The sequence below is a fragment of the Pseudomonas sp. BF-RE-21 genome (assembly GCF_019947305.1).
GTDB classification, from domain to species: domain Bacteria; phylum Pseudomonadota; class Gammaproteobacteria; order Pseudomonadales; family Pseudomonadaceae; genus Aquipseudomonas; species Aquipseudomonas migulae.
The window spans coordinates 1-21,999 of sequence record NZ_JAGYGF010000033.1 but is presented as its reverse complement, the minus strand read 5'-3'; the positions used below and the strand labels follow the sequence as shown (position 1 = coordinate 21,999).

At 61.9% G+C, this 21,999-nt stretch carries 16 protein-coding genes; 6 read left to right on the top strand and 10 right to left on the bottom strand.

The annotated features are described in order from the left end of the window. The first annotated feature begins 7 nt into the window (after nucleotides 1-7). Together KGB25_RS19845 and KGB25_RS19840 are read left to right on the top strand one after the other, a co-directional pair. Nucleotides 8-1,423 (top strand): Y-family DNA polymerase, encoded by a 1,416-nt coding sequence (locus tag KGB25_RS19845; protein WP_223436360.1) that lies wholly within the window; start codon nucleotides 8-10, stop codon nucleotides 1,421-1,423. Then, complete coding sequence (locus tag KGB25_RS19840) at nucleotides 1,399-4,497, top strand: error-prone DNA polymerase (RefSeq protein WP_223436358.1); 3,099 nt, start codon at nucleotides 1,399-1,401, stop codon at nucleotides 4,495-4,497. Before KGB25_RS19845 ends, KGB25_RS19840 begins: the two co-directional genes overlap by 25 nt. Nucleotides 4,498-4,712: 215 nt before the next feature. Here KGB25_RS19840 and KGB25_RS19835 read toward each other — a convergent pair whose 3' ends face one another. The 7 genes from KGB25_RS19835 to KGB25_RS19805 all read right to left on the bottom strand — a co-directional run bounded on the left by KGB25_RS19835 (nucleotide 4,713) and on the right by KGB25_RS19805 (nucleotide 12,062). Further along, on the bottom strand, nucleotides 4,713-5,375 hold the full coding sequence (locus KGB25_RS19835; protein WP_008031517.1) for a flavin reductase family protein: 663 nt from the start codon (nucleotides 5,373-5,375) through the stop codon (nucleotides 4,713-4,715). A gap of 12 nt (nucleotides 5,376-5,387) precedes the next feature. Beyond that, nucleotides 5,388-6,875 carry an amidohydrolase family protein gene (locus tag KGB25_RS19830; protein ID WP_207286602.1) on the bottom strand — a complete coding sequence of 496 codons (1,488 nt, stop codon included), beginning with the start codon at nucleotides 6,873-6,875 and terminating at the stop codon, nucleotides 5,388-5,390. Further along, nucleotides 6,872-8,068: an amidohydrolase family protein gene (locus KGB25_RS19825; protein WP_223436356.1), complete on the bottom strand. Its 1,197-nt coding sequence runs from the start codon at nucleotides 8,066-8,068 to the stop codon at nucleotides 6,872-6,874. Before KGB25_RS19825 ends, KGB25_RS19830 begins: the two co-directional genes overlap by 4 nt. Nucleotides 8,069-8,199: 131 nt before the next feature. Next, nucleotides 8,200-9,252 (bottom strand): extracellular solute-binding protein, encoded by a 1,053-nt coding sequence (locus KGB25_RS19820; protein WP_223436354.1) that lies wholly within the window; start codon nucleotides 9,250-9,252, stop codon nucleotides 8,200-8,202. Between the two features lie 20 nt (nucleotides 9,253-9,272). Next, entirely contained in the window at nucleotides 9,273-10,061 is a 789-nt protein-coding gene (locus KGB25_RS19815; protein ID WP_008031524.1) for an ABC transporter permease, read from the bottom strand. Further along, nucleotides 10,058-10,975 (bottom strand): ABC transporter permease, encoded by a 918-nt coding sequence (locus tag KGB25_RS19810; RefSeq protein ID WP_008042584.1) that lies wholly within the window; start codon nucleotides 10,973-10,975, stop codon nucleotides 10,058-10,060. Before KGB25_RS19810 ends, KGB25_RS19815 begins: the two co-directional genes overlap by 4 nt. A gap of 1 nt (nucleotide 10,976) precedes the next feature. Then, on the bottom strand, nucleotides 10,977-12,062 hold the full coding sequence (locus KGB25_RS19805) for an ABC transporter ATP-binding protein (protein WP_223436352.1): 1,086 nt from the start codon (nucleotides 12,060-12,062) through the stop codon (nucleotides 10,977-10,979). 140 nt (nucleotides 12,063-12,202) lie between these two features. Between KGB25_RS19805 and KGB25_RS19800 the strand changes: the two genes are divergently transcribed. The 4 genes from KGB25_RS19800 to KGB25_RS19785 all read left to right on the top strand — a co-directional run bounded on the left by KGB25_RS19800 (nucleotide 12,203) and on the right by KGB25_RS19785 (nucleotide 18,388). Next, a complete protein-coding gene (locus KGB25_RS19800; RefSeq protein ID WP_008031530.1) occupies nucleotides 12,203-12,892 on the top strand; it encodes a GntR family transcriptional regulator in 690 nt (229 codons plus the stop codon). Nucleotides 12,893-13,187: 295 nt separating this feature from the next. Beyond that, on the top strand, nucleotides 13,188-15,251 hold the full coding sequence (locus KGB25_RS19795; protein ID WP_223436350.1) for a PAS domain-containing sensor histidine kinase: 2,064 nt from the start codon (nucleotides 13,188-13,190) through the stop codon (nucleotides 15,249-15,251). Between the two features lie 141 nt (nucleotides 15,252-15,392). Further along, a complete protein-coding gene (locus KGB25_RS19790) occupies nucleotides 15,393-18,026 on the top strand; it encodes an excinuclease ABC subunit UvrA (RefSeq protein WP_223436348.1) in 2,634 nt (877 codons plus the stop codon). A 128-nt stretch (nucleotides 18,027-18,154) separates the two neighbouring features. Further along, complete coding sequence (locus tag KGB25_RS19785) at nucleotides 18,155-18,388, top strand: hypothetical protein (protein ID WP_008031536.1); 234 nt, start codon at nucleotides 18,155-18,157, stop codon at nucleotides 18,386-18,388. Between the two features lie 188 nt (nucleotides 18,389-18,576). On the opposite strand, the gene KGB25_RS19780 is transcribed toward KGB25_RS19785, so the two are convergent. From KGB25_RS19780 to KGB25_RS19770, 3 genes are all read right to left on the bottom strand, one after another. Next, nucleotides 18,577-19,677 carry an SMP-30/gluconolactonase/LRE family protein gene (locus tag KGB25_RS19780; protein ID WP_223436347.1) on the bottom strand — a complete coding sequence of 367 codons (1,101 nt, stop codon included), beginning with the start codon at nucleotides 19,675-19,677 and terminating at the stop codon, nucleotides 18,577-18,579. Further along, nucleotides 19,674-20,813 (bottom strand): SRPBCC family protein, encoded by a 1,140-nt coding sequence (locus KGB25_RS19775; protein ID WP_223436344.1) that lies wholly within the window; start codon nucleotides 20,811-20,813, stop codon nucleotides 19,674-19,676. The genes KGB25_RS19780 and KGB25_RS19775 overlap by 4 nt, the downstream gene beginning before the upstream one ends. Before the next feature lie 106 nt (nucleotides 20,814-20,919). Then, a complete protein-coding gene (locus KGB25_RS19770) occupies nucleotides 20,920-21,783 on the bottom strand; it encodes a LysR family transcriptional regulator (protein WP_008031541.1) in 864 nt (287 codons plus the stop codon). Nucleotides 21,784-21,999 lie beyond the last annotated feature (216 nt).

Here is a 21,999-nt window from a genome sequence, read left to right as displayed (position 1 = left end):
GGTTGCCATGCGCTGGGTGTGCATTCTCTTCCCGCAATTGGCGCTGGACGCGGTACTGCGTCAGCGCCCCGATCCCGATGAGCCGCTGGCGCTGCTGACCGGTCCGGCGCAGCGTCGGGTGTTGCAGGCGGTCAACGCTTCGGCGCGGGCGCTGGGCTTGCGCCCCGGCATGTCGATGACCGCCGCGCAGGCCTTGAGCAAAGACTTTGTCACGGCGGAGTACGACGCCGCCGAGATCGAGCACTGGCAGCAGTTTCTCGCGGCTTGGGCCTACCGCTTCAGCTCCCAGGTCAGCGTGCATTACCCACGTGCGGTGGTGTTTGAAATCGAGTCCAGCCTGGGATTGTTTGGCGACTGGCCGCAATTCGAAGCGCGCTTGCGCACCGAACTCGGCGAACTGGGCTTTCGTCATCGGATTGTTGCCGCGCCGAACCCGGTGGCGGCGCGGGTATTGGCCAATGCGTATGACGGTCTGGTGGTGCCGGACGCTCAAGCCTTGCAGCATCATCTGGGGCAATTGCCTGTCGACCGGATCGCTCTGGAGCCAGCGGTGGCCACGGCGTTGTCGCGCATGGGGTTGCGCACCTTGAGCCAGGTGCAGGCGTTACCGCGACAGAGTCTGGCGCGGCGTTTCGAGGCCCAGGTGCTCAAGCATCTGGACGCGCTGTCTGGCGAACGACGGCTGGCGCTGGCGTTCTACCTGCCGCCGGACCGCTTCGATGTGCGCATCGAACTCAATTTCGACGTGCAATCCCATCAGGCGCTGCTGTTTCCGTTACGCCGGCTGACCGGCGATCTGTCGGCGTTCCTGTGCGGCCGCGACAGCGGTGTGCAGCGTTTTGACCTGCACCTGGAACATGCCGGCTTGCCGGACAGCGTGATCAAGGTCGGCCTGCTCAGCGCCGAGCGCGATCCGGCGATGCTCTTCGAACTGGCCCGAGGGCGGCTGGAACAGGTTCAGGTCGAGGCGCCGGTGCGCGGTTTTCGTTTGCGCGCCGAAGACTTGCCGGCCTTCGTTCCGCAGTACCAGGAACTGTTCGATGATCGCCCGCAGCAGTCCTTGCCCTGGGAGCAACTGCGCGAACGCTTGCGCGCGCGGCTGGGGGATGACGCGGTGCAGGGCTTGCGGTTCCAGGCCGATCACCGGCCGGAGTGCGCGTGGCAGGCCAGTGCCGAGAGCCAGCGCTGCGCGGTGATGCCTGGCGTGCAGCGTCCGGGCTGGTTGCTGACGGAGCCGCAAGCGGTACACGAAGGTTCGACGCGCATCCTCATGGGGCCGGAGCGCATCGAGTCCGGTTGGTGGGACGGCGCCGACGTGCGCCGCGACTACTACTTGGTCGAAACCCGTTCCGGCCAACAGGGCTGGGCCTATCGTACGGTCGGTGAGGGCGGCCCGTTGTGGTTGCAGGGGTGGTTCGCATGAGCATTGATTATGCCGAGCTGCACTGCCTGTCGAACTTCAGTTTCCAGCGTGGCGCCTCCAGTGCCCTCGAACTTTTTCAGCGGGCGAAAAAACTGGGCTATCAGGCGCTGTCGATCACCGACGAATGCACGCTGGCGGGCATTGTCCGCGCCTGGCAAGCGGCCAAATCCGTGGAGCTGCCACTGATCATCGGCAGCGAAGTGCGCATCGAGAACGGTCCGAAACTGGTGCTGCTGGTGGAGAGCCTTGAGGGCTACCAAAACCTGTGCCGGCTGATTACCCGGGCGCGGCGTCGCTCGCAGAAAGGCCGGTATCAGGTGTTGCGGGAGGATTTCAGCGCGCCTTTGCCGGGGCTGTTGGCGTTGTGGGTGCCGGATGCGCCGGATGATTTTCAAACCGGTCACTGGCTGAAGCAAGCCTTCGCCGAGCGCCTGTGGCTGGCGGTCCAGTTACATCGCGGCCAGGACGATATCCGGCGATTGAGTGCGTTGATGACGTTGGCAAGGGAGCTGCGAATCCCGGCAGTGGCCAGCGGCGATGTGCACATGCACACGCGTGGGCGGCGCGCCTTGCAGGACACCATGACCGCAATCCGTCATCACCTGCCGGTGGCCGAGGCCGGGTTGCGCCTGCACCCCAACGGCGAACGGCATCTGCGCAGCCTCGACATGTTGCAATCGATCTACCCGCAAGCATTGCTCGATGAAACCTTGACCATCGCCCGGCGTTGCACCTTTGACCTTGGCCAGTTGCGATATCAGTATCCCCGCGAACTGGTGCCCGAAGGCCAGACGGCCTCGTCCTGGTTGCGTCATTTGACCGAAGAGGGGATCACATGGCGCTGGCCAAAAGGCCCGCAAGCCAAGGTGCTCAAACAGATCGACAAGGAACTGGAGCTGATTGCCGAACTGGGCTACGAAAGTTACTTCCTGACGGTTCACGACATCGTCCGGTTTGCTCGTGAGCAAAAAATTCTCTGTCAGGGCCGTGGTTCAGCCGCCAACTCGGCGGTGTGTTATGCCTTGGGAATCACGGAAATCGATCCGGATCGCACCACGCTGTTGTTCGAGCGCTTTCTCTCCAAAGAGCGCAACGAGCCGCCGGACATCGACGTCGATTTCGAGCACGAGCGACGCGAAGAAGTCTTGCAGTACGTGTTCCAGCGTTATGGCCGGACCCGTGCGGCGTTGACGGCGGTGGTCAGCACCTACCACGCGGCCGGCGCGGTACGCGATGTGGCCAAGGCGTTGGGTTTGCCGCCGGACCAGATCAATGCCCTGGCCGATTGCTGCGGCCACTGGAGTGATGAAACACCACCGGTGGAGCGCCTGCGTGAAGGCGGTTTCGATCCCGAGAGCCCGGTGTTGCGCCGGGTGCTGAGCCTGACCGGGCAACTGATCGGTTTTCCCCGGCACCTGTCCCAGCACCCGGGCGGTTTCGTCATTTCCGAACAGCCGCTGGACAGTCTGGTGCCGGTGGAAAACGCCGCCATGGCCGAGCGCACCATCATCCAGTGGGACAAGGACGATCTGGACGCGGTCGGTTTGCTCAAGGTCGATATTCTTGCGTTGGGCATGCTCAGCGCCATCCGCCGCTGCTTTGATCTGCTGCGACGGCACCGCAACCTTGATTTAAGCCTGGCGACGATCCCGTCCGAAGACCCGCAAACCTACGACATGATTGGTCATGCGGACACCATTGGCGTGTTCCAGATCGAGTCCCGGGCGCAGATGTCGATGCTGCCGAGGCTTAAACCCCGGAAGTTTTATGACCTGGTGATCGAAGTGGCGATCGTCAGGCCGGGGCCGATCCAGGGTGGCATGGTGCATCCGTACCTGCGACGGCGGAACAAACAGGAGCCCGAGACTTACCCGTCTCCAGAACTGGAAGCGGTACTCAAGCGCACGCTCGGCGTACCGCTGTTCCAGGAGCAGGTGATGCAGATCGCCATCGTTGCTGCCGACTACAGCCCCGGTGAAGCCGATCAATTGCGCCGTTCCATGGCCGCCTGGAAACGCCATGGCGGACTGGAACCACACAAGGATCGCCTGGCCGCCGGAATGAAGAAAAACGGCTACACACCCGAATTCGCCGCGCAGATTTTCGAGCAGATCAAAGGCTTCGGCAGCTACGGATTCCCCGAGTCCCACGCCGCCAGTTTTGCCTTGCTGACCTATGCCAGTTGCTGGTTGAAATGCCACGAACCGGCGGCCTTCGCCTGTGCGCTGATCAACAGCTGGCCCATGGGTTTCTACAGCCCGGACCAGATTCTGCAGGATGCGCGCCGGCATCATTTGCAGATCCGCCCGGTGGACGTGCGCGCCAGCGACTGGGATTGCAGCCTCGAACCCGTCATCGGTGCGCAGCCGGCGATTCGCATGGGGCTGCGGATGATCAAGGGTTTTCGCGAAGACGATGCGCGGCGTATCGAAGCCGCGAGGTCCAAGGGGGCGTTTATCGACATCGCCGACCTCGGCGAACGGGCGCGGCTCGATGCCCGTGCGCAGGAGCAACTGGCCGATGCCGGCGCGTTGCGTGGGCTGGCCGGTGATCGTCATCGAGCACGCTGGGAAGTGGCGGGGGTGCAGAAGCAATTGGGCTTGTTCGCCGGTTTGCCGAGCCAGGAAGAGGACGCGGTGGCATTGCCCAAACCCACGGTGGGCGAAGACCTGCTGGCGGATTACAACAGTCTCGGCACCACCCTCGGCCCGCATCCACTGGCCTTGTTGCGGGGTGAGTTGAAAGCCCGGCGCTGTCGCAGTTCGCGGGAGTTGCTGGACGTCGAGCATGGCCGCCCGGTCAGCGTCGCCGGGCTGGTGACCGGTCGGCAGCGTCCGGGCACCGCCAGTGGCGTGACTTTCGTCACCCTCGAAGACGAGTTCGGCAACGTCAACGTGGTGGTCTGGCGCGACCTGGCCGACCGGCAACGGCAGGTGTTGGTCGGCTCGCAGTTGCTCAAGGTCGACGGGCGCTGGGAGAAGGAAGGCGAGGTGCGGCATTTGATTGCCGGACGCTTGAGCGACCTGAGTCCGCTACTGGATGGCATCAACGTACGCAGCCGGGATTTCCACTGAAGTAATCACACCTGTAGGAGCCGGCTTGCCGGCGATGGCGTCATCACGGCCACCACCGCTTCGCCAGCAAGCTGGCTCCTACATGATTGTGGGTATGCCGTTAATATTTCGCACAACACCGAACCTGTAGGAGCCGGCTTGCCGGCGATGGCGTCATTACTGCCACCACCGCTTCGCCAGCAAGCCGGCTCCTACAGGTTGTGGTGACTTTCTGATTATTTAGCCTCTGGCCAAAACCGCTCGCCACCACCCGGCGCATCCGTCCACGCCTGCAACGACCGGGTCGGCAAATCGAAATAATCCCGCGTACGCGCATACCCATGCCCACCCATTCGCCCGATCGCATCAAGCCCGAGCTGATCGATGTACAGGGTTTTCGGGTCGATCAGTTCATCCCGCACATGCGCCATCAGCACTTCGCCGAAGATGATCTCCCGCGACTGCCCGATGGACAGTGCCATCATCCGTCGGCATTCCAGCGCCACGGGCGCCTCGCCGATCCGCGGGCATTTGACCGTGGTGCCGGGAATCGCAGTGAGTCCGGCGGCGGTCAGTTCGTCGAACCCGGGAGCGAAAGGCACGGCGCAGACATTCATCGCTTCCACCAGCGCATCACTGACGATATTGACGGTGAATTCCTGATTGAGCTGGATATTGCGCGTGGTGTCCTTGGGGCTCTGGTCCCCATAGTTTTCCACGCCCAGTGCGAGGATCGGCGGGTCGGCGGACAGCGCATTGAAGAAGCTGAACGGCGCGGCGTTGATCCGTCCTTCGCCATCAATCGTGGTGACCAGCGCGATGGGCCGAGGCACTACGCTGCCGATCAGAATCTTGTATTTGTCCCGCGCACTGAGGGTGCTGAAGTCGAAGCTTTGCATGGGCAGAAATCTCTAAGGAAGGGGATCAATCGCACTCAGCGGTGCCTGTGCGCTGTAGTCATCGGCGAACGGGATGGCCGGTTTGAACAGGCTTTTCCAGTCCGGTCGGCCGAAGGCCCGGTCGCTGTGGCTGCGCATCAGTGTTTCGAATTGTCGTTGGGCTTGGCGTTGCAGGGCGGGGTAGTCGACACCTTGAACCTGTCCGTCCTGCATCACGCAGCGGCCATCGATGTAGCTGGCGATGCAGTCGTCACCGCGTCCGGCCAGCACCAGGTTTTTCAAGGGGTCGAACAGCGGCCCGAGGTGCAGGCCGCGAAGGCTGAATACCGTGATGTCGGCCTTGGCTCCCGGTGCCAGACGACCGATGTCGTCACGCCCCAATGCCTTGGCGCCCCCGAGCGTGGCCGCGTTGTAAAAATCCAGGGCACTGGTCAGTGAACTGCCGCCCTCCATCAAGCGAGCGATGTTCAACCCCTGACGCATGTTCTCCAGCAGGTCCGCCGGCCAGGTGTCGGTGCCCAGCGCAAAGTTGATGCCCTTGGCCCGATAGCGTCCGAACGAGTTCAGCGCTTCGCCGTCCCGGGCAAACACCACCGGGCAATGCACCAGGTTCGCGCCGCCATCCACCAGCCGTTGCAGGTCTGCATCACCCTGGGTGTAAATGCCGTGGGGCAGCAGGCTGCGCGGGGTCAGCAGGTTCAACTGCTCCAGCCAGGCCAGCGGCGAAACGCCCCGCAACTGCTCGACCATCGCCACTTCGCCGAGCCCCTGACAGCAATGCAAGCGCATCGGCGCATTCAGCTCGCGACTCAGTGCGGCAGTGCGTTGCAACAGCGCCGGGGTGCAGGTCTGGATGCGATCCGGCAGCAGCGCGCCGCGAATCAAACCGTCATGTGCACCGTCGAAATCCTGGAAAAAACGGGCCGCAGAGTCGAGCCCGGCCAGGCCCCGCGCTTCATCCCAGTGATGCCCGAGGCGGCCATCGGCGCGCCAATAACTCATGCCACTCATGTAGCAGGGCCCGAGGTAAGTCCGCAGTCCCAGCTCGGCCGCCACGCCGGCCACCGCAGCAAATTCGTCGTAGGTCTCGGCCCACTCGCGGTAATACATTGAGGTGATCGGCATGGCGGTGGTGATGCCATTACGGATCAGTTGCGTGAAGGCGTAGCGGTATTTGAAAACCTCTTCATCCGCGCTGTAACTCTCCCGCGGACCTGCCGCCAGATAGTCCTCGGACCACATCCGCCCCATGTCGCGTTCATCGCCGTTGTCCAGCGTCAGCACCGTGGAATCGAGGTCACCGAGTGCATCCAGATCGATGAAGCCGGGACCGATCAGCGCGTTGCCGTAATCGACCCATTGATCCACCGGCCCCGAATAACCACGCCCGACAAACACAATGCGCGAGCCCTCGAACACCACTTCGCCGTCGCGCCACAGCACATGCTGCGTGCCGTCGAAGCCGACCACGCAGCTGCTTTTCAGGGCGATGCGCTTCACAACCGGCTTTCCAGCAGTCGACCACCCGCGGCAATCAGCTCGCCGCGCCGATAGACCTGTCGCAGCGGCCGCGACACCACGGCTTCACCCAGCGTCTGCACCGGCATCAACAGGAAGTCCGCCGGTTGACCGAGCTCCACGCCATAATCCTCGCAGCCCAACGCCAGCGCACCATTCACCGTCGCCGCTGCAAACGCCGCCGCCAGTTCCTCGTCCTTGTTCAAGTCGAAACGGAACGCCAGCAGCATCGCCCGTTCCAGCATGTCGCCGTTACCCATGGGCGACCAGGCGTCGCGGATGCCGTCCGAACCCAGGCACACGTTCACCCCGGCCTCGCGCAACGCCAGGAACGGCGGCACCGCACAATCGGCCGGTGCCGAACTCATCAACGAAATGCCCAACGCCGCCAAGCGCTCGGCCACGGGTTTGACCTGGCTCCAGGGCAACATCCCGAGGCAATAGGCGTGGCTGATCATCACTCGGCCATGGCGCCCGAAATGCTCGGTGTAATCGGCGATCAGCGCGATTTGCCACAGGCCCAGTTCACCTTTGTCGTGCAGGTGAATATCGACACCACGGTCGAATTCGCTGGCCAGTTTGAACACGAAATCCAGTTGGGCGACGGGGTCGTTGTCGATGCCGCACGGGTCGAGCCCCCCGACGTTTTCCACGCCCAGGGCCATGGCCTCGCGCATCAGCTCGGCGGTGCCCGGGCGGCTGATCAGGCCGGTTTGCGGGAATACCACCAGTTGCAGGTCGATCAGGTCGCGGTAGCGTTCGCGCAGTTGTTGCATGGCTTCGACATGACGCAGGCCGAAATCCGGGTCGATGTCGACGTGGCAACGCATGGTCAGCGAACCACGGGCGATGCAGTTTTCCAGCAGGGCGCCGGCACGTTCGGCGATGGGGCTCTGAACTTCACGCAGCACGCGGCGCTCGTTGGCGATGTAGTCCTTGAGCGTCGGCCCGGCGCTGTTCGGGCGCCAGGGTTGGCCCCAGAGGGTTTTGTCGAGGTGGACGTGGCTTTCCACCAGGGCCGGGCTGAGGAGCTGGTTCTGGCCGTCGATGTCGGTGGCGGTCAGTGGTGCGGACGATGCCGGGCGACGTTGTTTGAACAGGCCGTTTTCGATCAGCAGGTCTTCGGCGGTGGAACCGTAGGGCCGCACGTTGCGCAGCCAGCGGGGGTGATTCATTTCAAACCTCGAGTTTTGTGGTTTTTGGGCGGGCCTCTTCGCGGGCAAGCCTCGCTCCTACAGGTCCTGCGCTGCTCTTGTAGGAGCGAGGCTTGCCCGCGAAGGCCGCAACTCGGTCTCAAGCCGAGCAATCAGCCCTTGAGCTTCGACCAGATCCGGTCCTGCAGCTCACGCGCCTTGTTGCTGCACTCTTTCTCAGGGCGCAGGCGCGAGGCGAACTCGTCGGGCATGTTGATCGCATCCATCACCCGCCACTTGGCGTCGATCAGCTTGTCGCTCTGAATGCCGTTGGCGTAAGCGATCGCATTGGACACGGCGGCGGCGTTTTCCGGTTTCATCATCCAGTCGATGAAGATCTTCGCGTTGCCGGGGTGCGGGGCGCTTTTCGGTACGGCGAAGTTGTCCTGGAACATCGCCAGGCCTTCACGCGGATACACGTACTTGATGCTGCTCTTCTGCAACGTGGCCCGGGCGGTGGAGCCGTTCCAGTTCTGCATCATGATCACTTCACCAGAGGCCATGCGGTCGACGGTGTTGTCCGAGCTGTACATCTTCAGGAACGGTTTCTGCTTTTGCAGCAGTTCCAGAATGCGCTTGGCGTCCTGCGGGTTTTCGCTGCATTCGTCGACGTTGAGATAATGGCTGGCGGCGTTGATCACGCTGCTGGAGGTGTCGAGCGCGGCGAGTTGGCCTTGCAGTTCCTTGCGTGGCTCGAAGAACTCCTTCCACGAATCGTCCAGTTTGCCGCCCGGCACGCGTGCGCTGTCATAGGAGAACCCGGTGGTGCCCCACAGGTACGGCGCCGAGAACTTGCGACCGGGGTCGAAGCTCGGGTCGCGGAACGCCGGTTTGACGTGCTGGAAATTGGGCAGGGTCGATGCGTCGATTTCCAGCAGCAGGTTCTGATTGATCAGCGTGCGCATGATCGACTGCGACGGCACGATCACGTCATACGCTGCACCACCGGCCTGCAACTTGGCGAGCAGGGTTTCGTTGCTGTCGTAGCCGTCCATGGTGACCTTGATGCCGGTCTCCTTTTCGAATTTGGCCAGCAGGTCCACCGGGTAGTAATCGGTCCAGTTGTAGAAGAACAACTCCTTGGGCTCGGCGGCCTGTGCGCCGAACGCCGTGAAGCAACTCAGGGCCAGACCGGTGACGGCGAAACACAGTTTTTTCATTTTCATGTTTTTGTGCGCTCCAGGATTTATTGGTTTTTGCCGCGCTGTCCCAGCCAGAAGGCCAGCACCACCAGCACGATGGAAATCACCAGCATCAGGGTCGAGATCGCGTTGATCTCCGGCGTCACGCCGGCCTTGATCGCCGAGAAGATGTACACCGGCAAGGTCGTCGAACCCGGCCCGGCGACAAAGAACGTCATGATGAAATCGTCGAGGCTGACCACGAACGCCAGCACCGAACCGGACAAAACCGCCGGCCACAACAGCGGTAACGTCACCCGGCGAAACACCTGCCACGGGTTGGCGTACAAATCGTTCGCCGCCTCCAGCAGGCTTTTGTCGAGATCATTGAGCCGCGCGCGAATCGGCAGGTACGCGAAGGGAATGCAGAAGCCGACGTGCGCGACAATCACCGTCAGCAAACCGAGCTTGATCCCCAGCGCCATGAACAGCAGCAGGGTGGCAACAGCGGTGACGATCTCCGGCAGGATCAGCGGCAGGTTGATCCCGCCCTCGACCATTTTCTGCCCGTAGAACGGCCGGTAAGTCGCCAGCGCCGCGAGCAGCGCAATGGCCGTGGCGCAGACCGTGGCGATGCTGGCGACGATGATCGAGTTCAGCGCTGCGGTCTGGATCGACGGGTTGGCCAGAATCCGCCCGTACCAGGCGAACGAAAACTCGGTCCACACCGTCGCCGAGCGGTTGGCGTTGAAGCTGTAGGCGATCAGCACGAAGATCGGTACGTACAGGTACGCGAGGATCAGCAGGCTGACTTCGCGGGTCAGCGGCAGTTTTTTCAGGTGCAGGGCGATCATGCGGTGGCTCCCCGACGTAGAGTTTTGGCGGCGCTGCGGCTATAGAGGGCGTAACCCACCAGCGACAGCAGCAGAATCCCCAGCAACAGGAACGACAGCGAACTGCCCAGCGGCCAGTTGCGCGCGGTGCCGAACTGTTGCTGGATCAGGTTGCCGATCATCAGCGTCTTGCCGCCGCCGAGAATCGCCGGGGTGATGAAGGCGCCGAGGCTCGGCACGAACACCAGCAGCGCGCCGGCAATCACGCCGGGCATCGACAGCGGCAGGATGATTCGCTTCAACGCGTGCCAGCGGTTGGCGCCCAGGTCGTAGGCCGCTTCCACCAGGCGCCAGTCGAGTTTTTCCAGGGTCGAATAGATCGGCAAAATCATGAACGGCAGGAAGCTATAAACCAGCCCGACGCTGACGGCGAAGTCGTTGTAGAGCAGGGTGATGCCGCCCGCCTGCGGGAACAGCGTGTTGAGGCTCTGCGCGACCCAACCGTGTTCACGCAGGATGATCAGCCACGCGTAGTTGCGGATCAGCAGGTTGGTCCAGAACGGAATGGTGATCAGCAAGACCATGAGGTTGCGCCGGCGCGGGGTCAGGCTCGACATCCACAACGCCACCGGGAAGCCGAACAGGAAACACAACAACGTCGTGCCGCCGGCCTGGAACACCGAGCGCAACAAGGCTTGGGCATAGACCCAGTTCAGCTCCAGTTCACCGTCGAATCCTTCCTGGAAAAACAGCTGCACGTAGCTTTGCAATTGCCAGTTGGCTTGCCAGTCGACGCCGCCGTAGACGTTGCGCGGCAACAGGCTGATGTAGCCCATGATGCCCAGCGGAATTGCGATCAGTGCCAGCAAAGTCAGAACCACCGGGCTGAGCAACAGCGCGCGGTTGAGAGCGGGGGAAGTGCTGCTGACGCTCATCTCAGGCCTCCATCAGCAGGCAGGCGTGGGGCGGCAGATTGACCGCGACACGATCACCGACCATTCGGCCACGGTTCAGGCCTTCGTTGTTCTCGCGCAACATGACCTTGATGTCGTTGTTCAAGCGGCACTGATAAAGCGTCGCGGTGCCGACATACAACACCGCTTCGATCACGCCGCGCAGGTGATGAGGCTGCCCGACGTCGACCAGTTGCGAGCGCTCCGGGCGGAACGCCAGTTGCACGTTGTTGCCGTCGAAACCCTGGGCCGGGCAGGGGATCTCCACCGGCATGCCGCTGGGCACGAAGAGCTTTTCGTTCTGTTGGCCGCGTTTGAGATGACCGGGCAGGAAATTGATGTCGCCGATGAACTGGGCGACGAACTGATGCTGCGGCCGTTCGTAAATATCGTTGGGGGTGCCTATCTGCAGGATCTTGCCGGCGGACATCACGGCAATGCGGTCAGACAGGGTCAGGGCTTCTTCCTGATCGTGGGTGACGAAAATGAAGGTGATCCCGGCTTCCTTCTGCACGCGCTTGAGTTCGACCTGCATCTCTTTACGCAGCTTGAGGTCGAGCGCCGACAGGGGTTCGTCGAGCAACAACACTTTCGGTTTTGGCGCCAGGGCGCGCGCCAGAGCCACGCGTTGTTGCTGGCCACCGGACAACTCGGCGGGTTTGCGCCTGGCCAGGTGTTGCATTTGCACCAGCGCCAGCATTTCATCGACGCGCCGAGGAATAACCTTGTGATCAAGGCCCTGCATCTCGAGCCCGAAGGCGATATTCTGCGCGACGCTCATGTGTGGAAACAGCGCATAGCTCTGGAAGACGGTATTGACCCGGCGCTTGAACGGCGGCAGGTCGTTGACCGGTTCGCCGGCGAGACGGATCTCGCCATCGCTGACGTGTTCGAAACCGGCGATGGTGCGCAGCAGGGTGGTTTTGCCACAGCCGGACGGGCCGAGCAGGGTGAAGAATTCGTTGTCGGCAATGTCGACTGACACGTTGTCGAGGGCTGGAGCCAGCCCCGGATCGTCGGAATACCGCTTGGAGACGTTACGCACTTCGATAGCTATTGGTTGACCCATAATGGTGCAATCCTCTAATTATTGTATGCAATATCTGGATGCAATCTACAAATAACCGGATTAATCTGCTCGTGCAACCCCCTTTTTCAAAGGCTGCTCATCGCCTGGGGCCGGTTGTTTAGCGCTAAAGGAGTGTTGAGATGACCGAGAAGAAACTCGAGACCACGGTCGACCGCGTCTACCAAGGGGTTTACGAGGCGATCAGCAAGCGTTCGTTGCGTCCTGGCATGAAGCTTGGGGAGACTTCGCTGGCCGAACTTTTTAATGTCAGCCGAACGTCGGTTCGTGCCGCGCTCAAGCAATTGGAGGCGGATGGATTGGTGACGACCGAGCCCAATAAGGGTGCATCGGTGTCGTTGCCCAGCGATGAAGAGATCCGTTCGCTGTTTGAAACGCGACGCCTGATCGAGATCGGCATCGTCACCGAGCTCTGCCGGCGTCGTGACACCGCCGTGACCCGGGACCTGCGCGATCACCTGTTGCTCGAGGATGAAGCGCACCGCAACGGCGACCATGAACGGCTGATCCATCTGCTCGGCGAGTTCCACATCAAACTCGCGCAAAGCCTGAACAACCCGGTGTTGCTGGACTGGTTCCGCAAACTGATATCCCGCGCCTCGCTGTACGCCGCCGCGCTGGACGACGACAGCCACGAAGCCTGCCGCGACGATGAGCACCTGCGCCTGATCGAGTACATCGAGGCCGGCAACCAGAGCGCCGCCATCGAACTGACCTGCATCCATTTGAACGGCATCGAGAAGGCGATCCTGGACGTCGCCGCCACGTTGAAGACCGGATACCACCCGCTCAAACACCTGATTGAGGTTTGATCACAAAACTCAAACCTGACTTGGTCCCTGTGGGAGCGAGCCTGCTCGCGATGACGGCATAACATGCAACGAGGATGCTGACTGTTATGGCCTCATCGCGAGCAGGCTCGCTCCCACAGGGATTTGTAGCAGCCGCAGATTCCCGGTCCCTGAGGGGACCGCGAGAATCAGCTAACCTCTATGAAACCATTGGCATCCGCAGTGCTCGAAACAAACGGGCGCCAATCACAGGACACAGAGCCAGTCGATGCAGTTTCTAGACGATAGCCACGGGTGTGCTGGATGGAACGGTGAAATGGCCGGACGCATCCGTGCGTTCGACTGGAGTCGCACCGAACTGGGAAGCCTGGAGACCTGGCCCGCCAGCCTGTGCAGCGCGGTGCAATTGCTGCTCGCGTCGCCGCTGCCGATGGTGATGCTCTGGGGCCGCCCCGGCTACATGATCTATAACGATGCGTACTCGTCGTTCGCCGGTGGCCGACATCCTTATCTGTTGGGCTCTCCGGTGGAGCTGGGCTGGCCGGAAGTCGCCGAATTCAATCGTCACGTAGTCGACACTTGCCTGGCGGGCGGCACGTTGTCCTATCGCAACAAAGAGCTGGTGCTGTTGCGCGACGGCGTCCCCGAAAACGTCTGGCTGGACCTCTATTACAGCCCGGTGGCGAATGACGAGGGGACGCCGGCCGGGGTCATGGCGATGGTGGTCGAAACCACGGAGCATGTGATCTCCGAACGCCGGCGCCAGGAGGCCGAAGACGCCTATCACGCCGACAATGAACGGGTGCGCCTGGCGTTGAACGCCGGTGCCTTGCTCGGCTCGTTCGTCTGGGACATCAAAGGCAATCGGCTCTCCGGCGATGAACGCTTTGCCCGAACCTTTTCCTTCCCGGCCGAGCATGACCTGGGCAACCTGCCAACGGAATTCGCCGAAGCGCGGATTCATCCCGACGACCGCAGTTGGGTCAATGAGCAAGTCAATCAATCCATCACCACCGGTGAACCTTTCAACGCCGAATATCGGGTCCTGCGTCCCGACGGCAGTTACCTGTGGGTGCAGGCCAGCGGTTGCTGCGAATTCGATGAGCAGGGTGAGCCGTTCCGCTTTCCCGGCGTATTGATCGACATCCACGAACGCAAGACCGCCGAAGAGTCCCTGCTCAAATTCACCCGAAACCTGGAACAGCGTGTCGCCGACGAAGTCGAAGCGCGGCTGGCGGCGGAAGAGCAACTGCGTCAGTCGCAGAAGCTCGAAGCCATCGGCGGTCTCACGGGGGGCGTGGCCCATGACTTCAATAACCTGCTGCAAGTGATCGCCGGCAACCTGCACCTGCTGGCGCGGCATGAACCGGACAATGCCAACGTGCAGCGTCGAGTCTCTGCGTCGATTGCGGCGGTGGAGCGGGGCGCGAAACTGTCTTCGCAATTGCTCGCTTTCGCCCGTCGTCAGCCGCTGTCGCCGGCGGTCTGCGACCCACGACAGATCTTCGAAGGCCTGGGCGAGCTGCTGCAACGGGCGTTGGGCGAAACCATCCAGATCGATGTGCGGCTGCCTCAAGCGTCCTGGCACATCAACGTTGATCGCAACCAGCTGGAAAACGCCATTCTCAATCTCGCGATCAATGCCCGTGACGCCATGGCGGGCGAAGGCACCATCGAGTTGAGCGCCGAGAACGTTACCCTCGACCGCAAGTTTTGCGCGGGCAAAGGTATTTCGCCTGGCGATTACGTGCGCGTCGCCGTCGCGGATACCGGCCTTGGTATGCCACCGCAAGTGCTCGCGCAAGCGTTTGAACCGTTTTTCACCACCAAGGCCGATGGTCAGGGTACGGGGTTGGGGTTGAGCATGGTGTTCGGTTTCGTCAAACAGAGTGACGGGCACATCGAGATGTCCAGCGTCGAGGGGCAGGGCACGCGCGTGCAGTTGTATTTTCCGCGCAGCCTGCGCCCGTTGCTCAGTGAAACAGCGACCCATGACACGCAGCAACGCGGTGGGCATGAAACCATTTTGGTGGTCGAGGACAATGAAGCGGTGCGCGCGTCGGCGGTGGAATTATTGAGCGAGGAGGGCTATCAGGTCCTGACCGCCGCCAACGGTGATGCCGCCATGCAGATGTTGCTCGATGGCGTGGTGGTTCAGCTGATTTTCACCGACGTGGTCATGCCCGGCCTGATCAAAAGCTCGGACCTTGCCGCCTGGGCCAAAGTGCAAACGCCACCGGTGGCCGTACTGTTCACGTCCGGCCACACTCGTGACATTATTTCGCGCAATCACCAGCTCAGCCCCGATACCTTTTTGCTGAGCAAACCCTATGGTCCCGAGGCACTGACCCGAATGGTCCGCACAGTATTAAACGGTTGAACACATTCCCTGTGGGAGCGAGCCTGCTCGCGATTGCGATCTGACATTCAACATTTATGTTGACTGACCCGGCGCAATCGCGAGCAGGCTCGCTCCCACAGGGGTTGAGTGTTGTTCTGCAATTTTTTTTAAGGCCACCTGATGACCTCCAAACGCACCTCCAATCCTCCTTCCGGCATGGTCAGGGTACGCGGGGCCCGTGAACACAACCTCAAGAACATCGACGTCGATATCCCCCGTGATGCGCTGGTGGTGTTCACCGGCGTCTCCGGTTCCGGGAAGTCATCCCTGGCGTTTTCGACCCTGTACGCCGAAGCGCAACGCCGTTATTTCGAATCCGTGGCGCCGTATGCGCGGCGTCTGATCGACCAGGTCGGTGTGCCGGATGTCGACTCCATCGAAGGCCTGCCGCCAGCGGTCGCCTTGCAACAACAACGGGGCACGCCGAGCACGCGGTCTTCGGTGGGCAGCGTGACCACGTTGTCGAGCCTGATCCGCATGCTGTATTCGCGCGCCGGCAGCTATCCGCCGGGGCAACCGATGCTCTACGCCGAGGACTTTTCACCGAACACGCCCCAGGGCGCCTGCCCTGAATGTCATGGTTTGGGCCGGGTCTATGAAGTCACCGAAGCGCTGATGGTCCCGGACCCGAGCCTGACCATTCGCCAGCGCGCGGTCGCTTCCTGGCCCACGGCGTGGCAAGGACAGAACCTGCGGGACATCCTCGTGACCATGGGCTACGACGTCGATAAACCCTGGCGCGACCTGCCGAAAAAGCTCCGCGACTGGATTCTTTTCACCGAAGAAACCCCGACCGTTCCGGTGTATGCCGGGCTCACACCCGAAGAAACCAAAGTCGCGCTCAAGCGCAACATGGAGCCAAGTTACCAGGGCACCTTCACCGGTGCCCGGCGCTACATCCTGCACACGTTCACCCATTCGCAAAGTGCACTGATGAAGAAGCGCGTCTCGCAATTCATGCTCGGCAGCCCTTGCCCGCTGTGCGACGGCAAACGCCTGAAACGCGAGGCGTTGTCGGTGACCTTTGCCGGCTACGACATCGGCGAGTTGGCGCAAATGCCGTTGCTGCAAGTGGCCGACGTATTGAAACCCGTGGCGGCGCACAGTTACCTCGACCAGGCCGATGAGGCAGGCGAGGTCTTGACCCACGAGCAGACCCGCGAAGCCCGTGAGCAGCGAGTGGCCCACGGCGCCAGTGGTCACGCCCATGCGCCGGATGTGCGCCACACGCCGAACCTGTCGGTGGAAAAACGCCTGGCCGCGCAACGCATCGCCCAGGATTTGCTGGAGCGGGTCAGCACGTTGACGGACCTGGGGCTCGGTTACCTGGCACTGGAGCGCAGCACGCCGACGTTGTCGTCCGGCGAGTTGCAGCGCCTGCGTCTGGCGACGCAATTGGGTTCGCAGTTGTTCGGGGTGATTTACGTGCTGGACGAACCGTCGGCCGGTCTGCACCCGGCGGATGGCGAGGCGCTGTTCGAAGCCCTGCAACGTTTGAAAACTGCGGGCAACACGCTGTTTGTGGTCGAGCATGATCTGGAAACCATGCGCCGCGCCGACTGGCTGATCGATGTCGGGCCGGCGGCGGGCGAGCATGGCGGCCGGATTCTGTACAGCGGCCCACCGCAGGGCCTGGCCGACGTGACGCACTCGCAGACCCGCGCCTACCTGTTCGCCGATCAGGTCAGGCTGCCGCGAGCCAGCCGCAAGCCGGCCGATTGGCTACGGCTGGAAGGCATCACTCGCAACAACCTGAATAACCTCAGTGTCGAGTTTCCGCTGGGTTGTTTCACCTCGGTGACCGGCGTCTCGGGTTCCGGTAAATCAAGCCTGGTCAGTCAGGCGTTGCTGGAACTGGTGGGCGCGCATCTCGGGCGCGCCGCCAGTGACAGCGAGGCAGAAGAGTTGAGCCTTGAGGACGATGCACCGCAAGTCAGTGGCGGTCAGGTCAGCGCAGGGCTGGAGTCGATCAAGCGGCTGGTGCAAGTCGATCAGAAACCCATCGGCCGCACGCCGCGCTCTAACCTGGCGACTTACACCGGGCTGTTCGACAACGTGCGCAAACTCTACGCCGCCACGCCCGAGGCGCAAGCCAAGGGCTACGACGCCGGTCAGTTCTCCTTCAACGTCGCCAAGGGTCGCTGCCCGACCTGCGAAGGCGAGGGTTTTGTCAGCGTCGAATTGCTGTTCATGCCCAGCGTCTACGCACCATGCCCGACTTGCCACGGCGCCCGTTACAACCCCGAGACGCTGGCGATTACCTGGCAGGGTTTGAGCATTGCGCAGGTATTGCAATTGACGGTGGATGAAGCGGTCGAAGTGTTTGCCGAGCAATCGGGTATTCGCCGCTCACTGGAAGTGCTGCGCGATATCGGCCTGGGTTACCTGCGGCTCGGCCAACCGGCGACCGAGTTGTCGGGCGGCGAAGCCCAGCGCATCAAACTGGCCACCGAACTGCAACGCAACCAGCGCGGGGCAACGCTTTACGTGCTTGACGAACCCACCACCGGGTTGCACCCGCGGGATGTCGATCGCTTGCTCGAACAGTTGAACACGCTGGTGACGGCGGGGCACACGGTGATCGTCGTCGAACATGAAATGCGCGTGGTAGCCCAAAGTGACTGGGTGATCGACATCGGGCCGGGGGCCGGGGATCAGGGTGGCAAGATTGTGGTGGCGGGCGCGCCGCAGAAAGTCGCCAGCAGCAAAAAAAGCCGGACCGCGCCGTTCCTCGCCAGAACCCTCAATACGTAGCGCCAGGACGACGAACGGACACCGCTGGTCTGATAGGCGGTCGACAGAACCCGCCAACCGAGGCCATTCTGATAGTTGGTGAACGCAATCGATCGCGTTTGCTGCCGATCAACAAACGGAGGTGTTCCATGCCGGTGCCACACGACCTTTATCAGGATTTGAAACTTTCAAAGGAAGATATCCAGCAAAAACGCACCAAGGATCCGTTACTGGATTCACTGATCAACAAGTATTCGCAGGCGGATGCCGAAGTGGTGAAGGCAGAGCAGGCCAAGTCCAGCGATGACTCAGTGAAGAAGCTCAAGGAGAAGCGCTTTCAGGTCAAGGAGAAGATCGTCCAACAGCTTCAGGTCCCGTCCTGACGTGTCGCTCCCGAAAGGAAACCGACAACGCAGAACCCCATAGCGAAATGGATCCCCGTTAACTTTTGAACGACACCGAACCTGTAGGAGCCAGCTTGCTGGCGATAGCGGTGTGTCATCCACCAATAGCGTTCGATGACACACCGCTATCGTCGGAGCGCCGCCCGCAGCAAGCCGGCTCCTACAGGTTAATTGGGTGCTTGGGGCAACGCGGTGGCGAGCGGCAATCGCACCATGTGTCTGGCCTTCAACGAGCCGAAATACAACCACTCCCCATATTCACGCGCCGTGGTGATCGGTGAGTAGTTGCCGCTGCTGCCATCCTGCAGATTGGCGATCACCTTTCCCTCCAGATCCAGTCCCAGGACAAACCCGCGTTTCTCTATGGGTTTGGGCAGGACCGTCATCGCCCGCACAATCATCTTGCGCACGAAGGGATGCGGCGCCGTGGCATCGAGCAGGGCGTTGCGCGGTGCATACAGCGCCACCCAGAAACGGTCCCGGCCATTGAACGCCAGGTTGTCCGGCAAGCCCGGCAAGTTGTCGATAAACAGATCGTGGGTGCCAGCCTTGGGGCCGCTCAGCCAGTAACGGCTGATGCGATAGGCGCCGGTCTCGTTCACCAGCACAAAGGCATCGTCCGGGCCCAGCGTCACGCCGTTGGCAAACTCCAGCTTATCCAGCAGGACCGTGGTTTTACCGGTCTGGAAGTCATAACGCAGCAAGCGACCGTCGCCGCCATGCTCGATGATCGCGTCGCCATCGCTGCCATAGCCGAAGCGGCTGGAAGCATCGCTGAAATAGGCGTAGTGCCCCGACTTGTCGATGACCACGTCATCAGTGAAGCCGAAGGGCACGCTGTTGGCCTCTGTGGTCAATGGAATCAAGCGACCCTGGGCGTCCAGCGACAGCAAGCCCTTGATCCCGTCGGCGATCACCAGCAAACCATTGGGGTGACGCGCCAGGCCCAGCGGTCGGCCGCCGGTATCGGCCAGCACCTTGGTGGCTTCGCCGTCGAGGCTGGTGCGGATCAGACGGCCGTCATGCAGGCCCGTAATGAGCGCATTGTTCTCCAGCAGCAACGCTTCCGGCCCGTCGATATCCGCCGCGCCGACACGCTCCACACCTTTGAGGCGTTGATTGTCGGCGTAGGGGCCGCTGGTGAGGGACGGTGCCGGCGGCGGAGTCCAGGCCACCGGTTGCACCTTGGTCGGCATCAGCAGCAGAAAGGCTGCGATGGCCACGATCACCAGCAACACGACATGGCGAAACTTGACGGTTCGACTCACGCGTTGGCTCCTGCGGTGGCCAGGTGTTTGTGAGCCATTTCGCGCAAGGCTTGCATCGATGCCGCCGACTCATGGTCAATGCGCCGTTTGAGCAACAGTCGATTGGCGATGCGCATTGCCAGGCCGCTGAACTGATAGTCCAGGGTACGGACAAACCGTGTGCCATCGCCCTCGGCCGTGCATTCGTAAGTCACCACCAGCGACAGTCCGTTGTCACCATGAGCCCGCGCGATCCAGCGGCGACCGGGCAGGTACTCGTCGACCACCCAGCTCAGATGCCCCTCGCGCCCGCCGGCGCGGATGTCTTCCTCGAACCGCGTCCCGGCATGCAGCGAGCCGCCCGGACCATCGACCTTGAGCGACGACGGGTGCCATTCGGGCCAACGGGTCACGGTGCTGGCGTAGGCGAGCACGTCAATCGGGTTGCCGGCAATGTTGATCTGATGCTGCATGCTGGTCATGGGCGCTCTCGTCAGGTAGGTCGGCTCGGGCTCCCAATAGAGCGTGCCGAACAGGTAGTCCATCAGCGGAAAAACGATGTTGAAGTTGCGTTCCTGCATCAACTCGCGACGGTGATGCAGCTCATGCAGACGGCGCATCTGGCGGATCCACGGCAAGCGTGTGACCGGGTTCTCGGGCGGCAGGTGCTCGCAGGCATGAAACACTTCATAAGTCAGGTAACCAAGGACCAGGCAGCCACCGAAAAGCCCGGCGACGTTGGCATCGAACTGCTCAAGCAGCCACCAGACGGGCAGGGTAATGACGAGCGTGTGCAGCACGATCAGCCACGCCGGAAACAGGATTACCCGCCAGTCACGGGCACTGTCGTAGGTCATGTGCCCGGGCGCAAAGAAGCTGTGATGGTCACCGGCGTGACGGGCATAGAACATCCGCGCGAAGCTCTTTTTGTGATGCCCCAGGTGGCGATGCACCATGTACACGCCAAAGTTGAAGAACAATAACGTCAGCGGCACCGCCAGCCATTCCAGCGGTTGCACCTGGTGCACGGTGCTCCAGAACAATCCGATGGCCAGCAAACCGAACAGCAGCACAAAGGCACCGTGCAACCAGGGGTTGTAGAGGGGATGAATGTCAGCGCGATAGCGGTTGCGAAAAGCCTCGGTGGTCTGCCTCACTGCGGTCACCTGTGGTTATTGTTGTCCCAGCAGATTAGACGATCCCGCCGTGCAAGGCGGACCGAAGCTTGAGGACACAAACGCCATGATCCGGTGTAAAGCGGACTCAGGTCAGCGGGTTCCAGCGCTGCGACCAGTCTTCATCGGACTGGATGACTTGACGCAGCAGGTCGAAGGCCCGTTGCAGGGTCGCCGAGTCGCGGTCGCGGGAATAGACCAGATAAGTCGGGTAGCTGAATTCCGGGGCCTTGGGCACCTGTTCCAGTACGCCGCTTTCCAGATAACTCTGCACCACGCGGGTACGGAAATAGCCACTGCCGCCGTTTTCAAGGATGTATTGCAAGCCCAGCGGGCCGAGGTTGAAGCTCAGGGCCGCCTTGGCTTTTTCCGGTAGAGCCGCATCGTGCTGGCGACGGAAATCCGGGCCCCAGTCGATGTAGACATAGGGATCGGGTTTACCGGGAAACCGCACGAGGACCAGTTTTTCCTCCAGCACCTGTTCGACTTGCAGGCGTGGCCAGTACTCCGGCTGGTAGACCAGCGCCGCGTCCAACACCCCCAGTTCCAGTTGGCGCAGCAGGTTTTCGCCGTCGCGGATCTCCATGCGCAGCGCGTGGCTGGGAATCTTCTCCCGCAGCTCACCGGCCCAGCTGAGCATCAGCGGGTTGCACAGGCTGACTTCGCCACCGATGTGCAATACGTCGTGGTAACCCTCAGGCAGTGGCAAGTCCCGTCGCGCGGCGTCCCAGGTTTCGACCAGTTGATTGGCGTACACCACAAATGCTTCGCCGTTCGGAGTCAGACGGGCACCGGCGCGGTTGCGCACGAACAGTGTGCTGCCCAGTTGGCTTTCGAGTTTCTGCACGCGTGCGGTGATCGCGGTCTGGGTGACGTGGAGTTTTTCAGCGGCCGCGGCGAGGCTGCCGTGGCGGACGATTTCCAGAAAGGTGCGGGCGAGGTCGATGTCCATGGGGCGGCCGGTGCGGGAGGTGTGGGCATTGTAAACGGATACTGTGGGGGGCTCATTTTTTGATTGGGTGTATATCCGTTGTTGGGGTAACGGCGGCTATTGGTTTCGCCCTTACGGCGAGTCACTTTGGAAAAGCCCCAAAGTAACCAAAGGGCTCTTGCCCCTTTCGTTCGGTGCCTCGCCTAGGCTCGGCATGCCCTCGCTCCGGTCCTGCTC

What these genes read in the sequence shown, in the direction of transcription:
- KGB25_RS19845 (WP_223436360.1), top strand. Translation starts at nt 8, where the DNA reads ATGCGCTGGGTGTGCATTCTCTTCCCGCAATTGGCGCTGGACGCGGTA.
- KGB25_RS19835 (WP_008031517.1), bottom strand. Translation starts at nt 5,375, where the DNA reads ATGCAAAGCTTCGACTTCAGCACCCTCAGTGCGCGGGACAAATACAAG.
- KGB25_RS19825 (WP_223436356.1), bottom strand. Translation starts at nt 8,068, where the DNA reads ATGAATCACCCCCGCTGGCTGCGCAACGTGCGGCCCTACGGTTCCACC.
- KGB25_RS19820 (WP_223436354.1), bottom strand. Translation starts at nt 9,252, where the DNA reads ATGAAAATGAAAAAACTGTGTTTCGCCGTCACCGGTCTGGCCCTGAGT.
- KGB25_RS19815 (WP_008031524.1), bottom strand. Translation starts at nt 10,061, where the DNA reads ATGATCGCCCTGCACCTGAAAAAACTGCCGCTGACCCGCGAAGTCAGC.
- KGB25_RS19810 (WP_008042584.1), bottom strand. Translation starts at nt 10,975, where the DNA reads ATGAGCGTCAGCAGCACTTCCCCCGCTCTCAACCGCGCGCTGTTGCTC.
- KGB25_RS19805 (WP_223436352.1), bottom strand. Translation starts at nt 12,062, where the DNA reads ATGGGTCAACCAATAGCTATCGAAGTGCGTAACGTCTCCAAGCGGTAT.
- KGB25_RS19800 (WP_008031530.1), top strand. Translation starts at nt 12,203, where the DNA reads ATGACCGAGAAGAAACTCGAGACCACGGTCGACCGCGTCTACCAAGGG.
- KGB25_RS19795 (WP_223436350.1), top strand. Translation starts at nt 13,188, where the DNA reads ATGGCCGGACGCATCCGTGCGTTCGACTGGAGTCGCACCGAACTGGGA.
- KGB25_RS19790 (WP_223436348.1), top strand. Translation starts at nt 15,393, where the DNA reads ATGACCTCCAAACGCACCTCCAATCCTCCTTCCGGCATGGTCAGGGTA.
- KGB25_RS19785 (WP_008031536.1), top strand. Translation starts at nt 18,155, where the DNA reads ATGCCGGTGCCACACGACCTTTATCAGGATTTGAAACTTTCAAAGGAA.
- KGB25_RS19770 (WP_008031541.1), bottom strand. Translation starts at nt 21,783, where the DNA reads ATGGACATCGACCTCGCCCGCACCTTTCTGGAAATCGTCCGCCACGGC.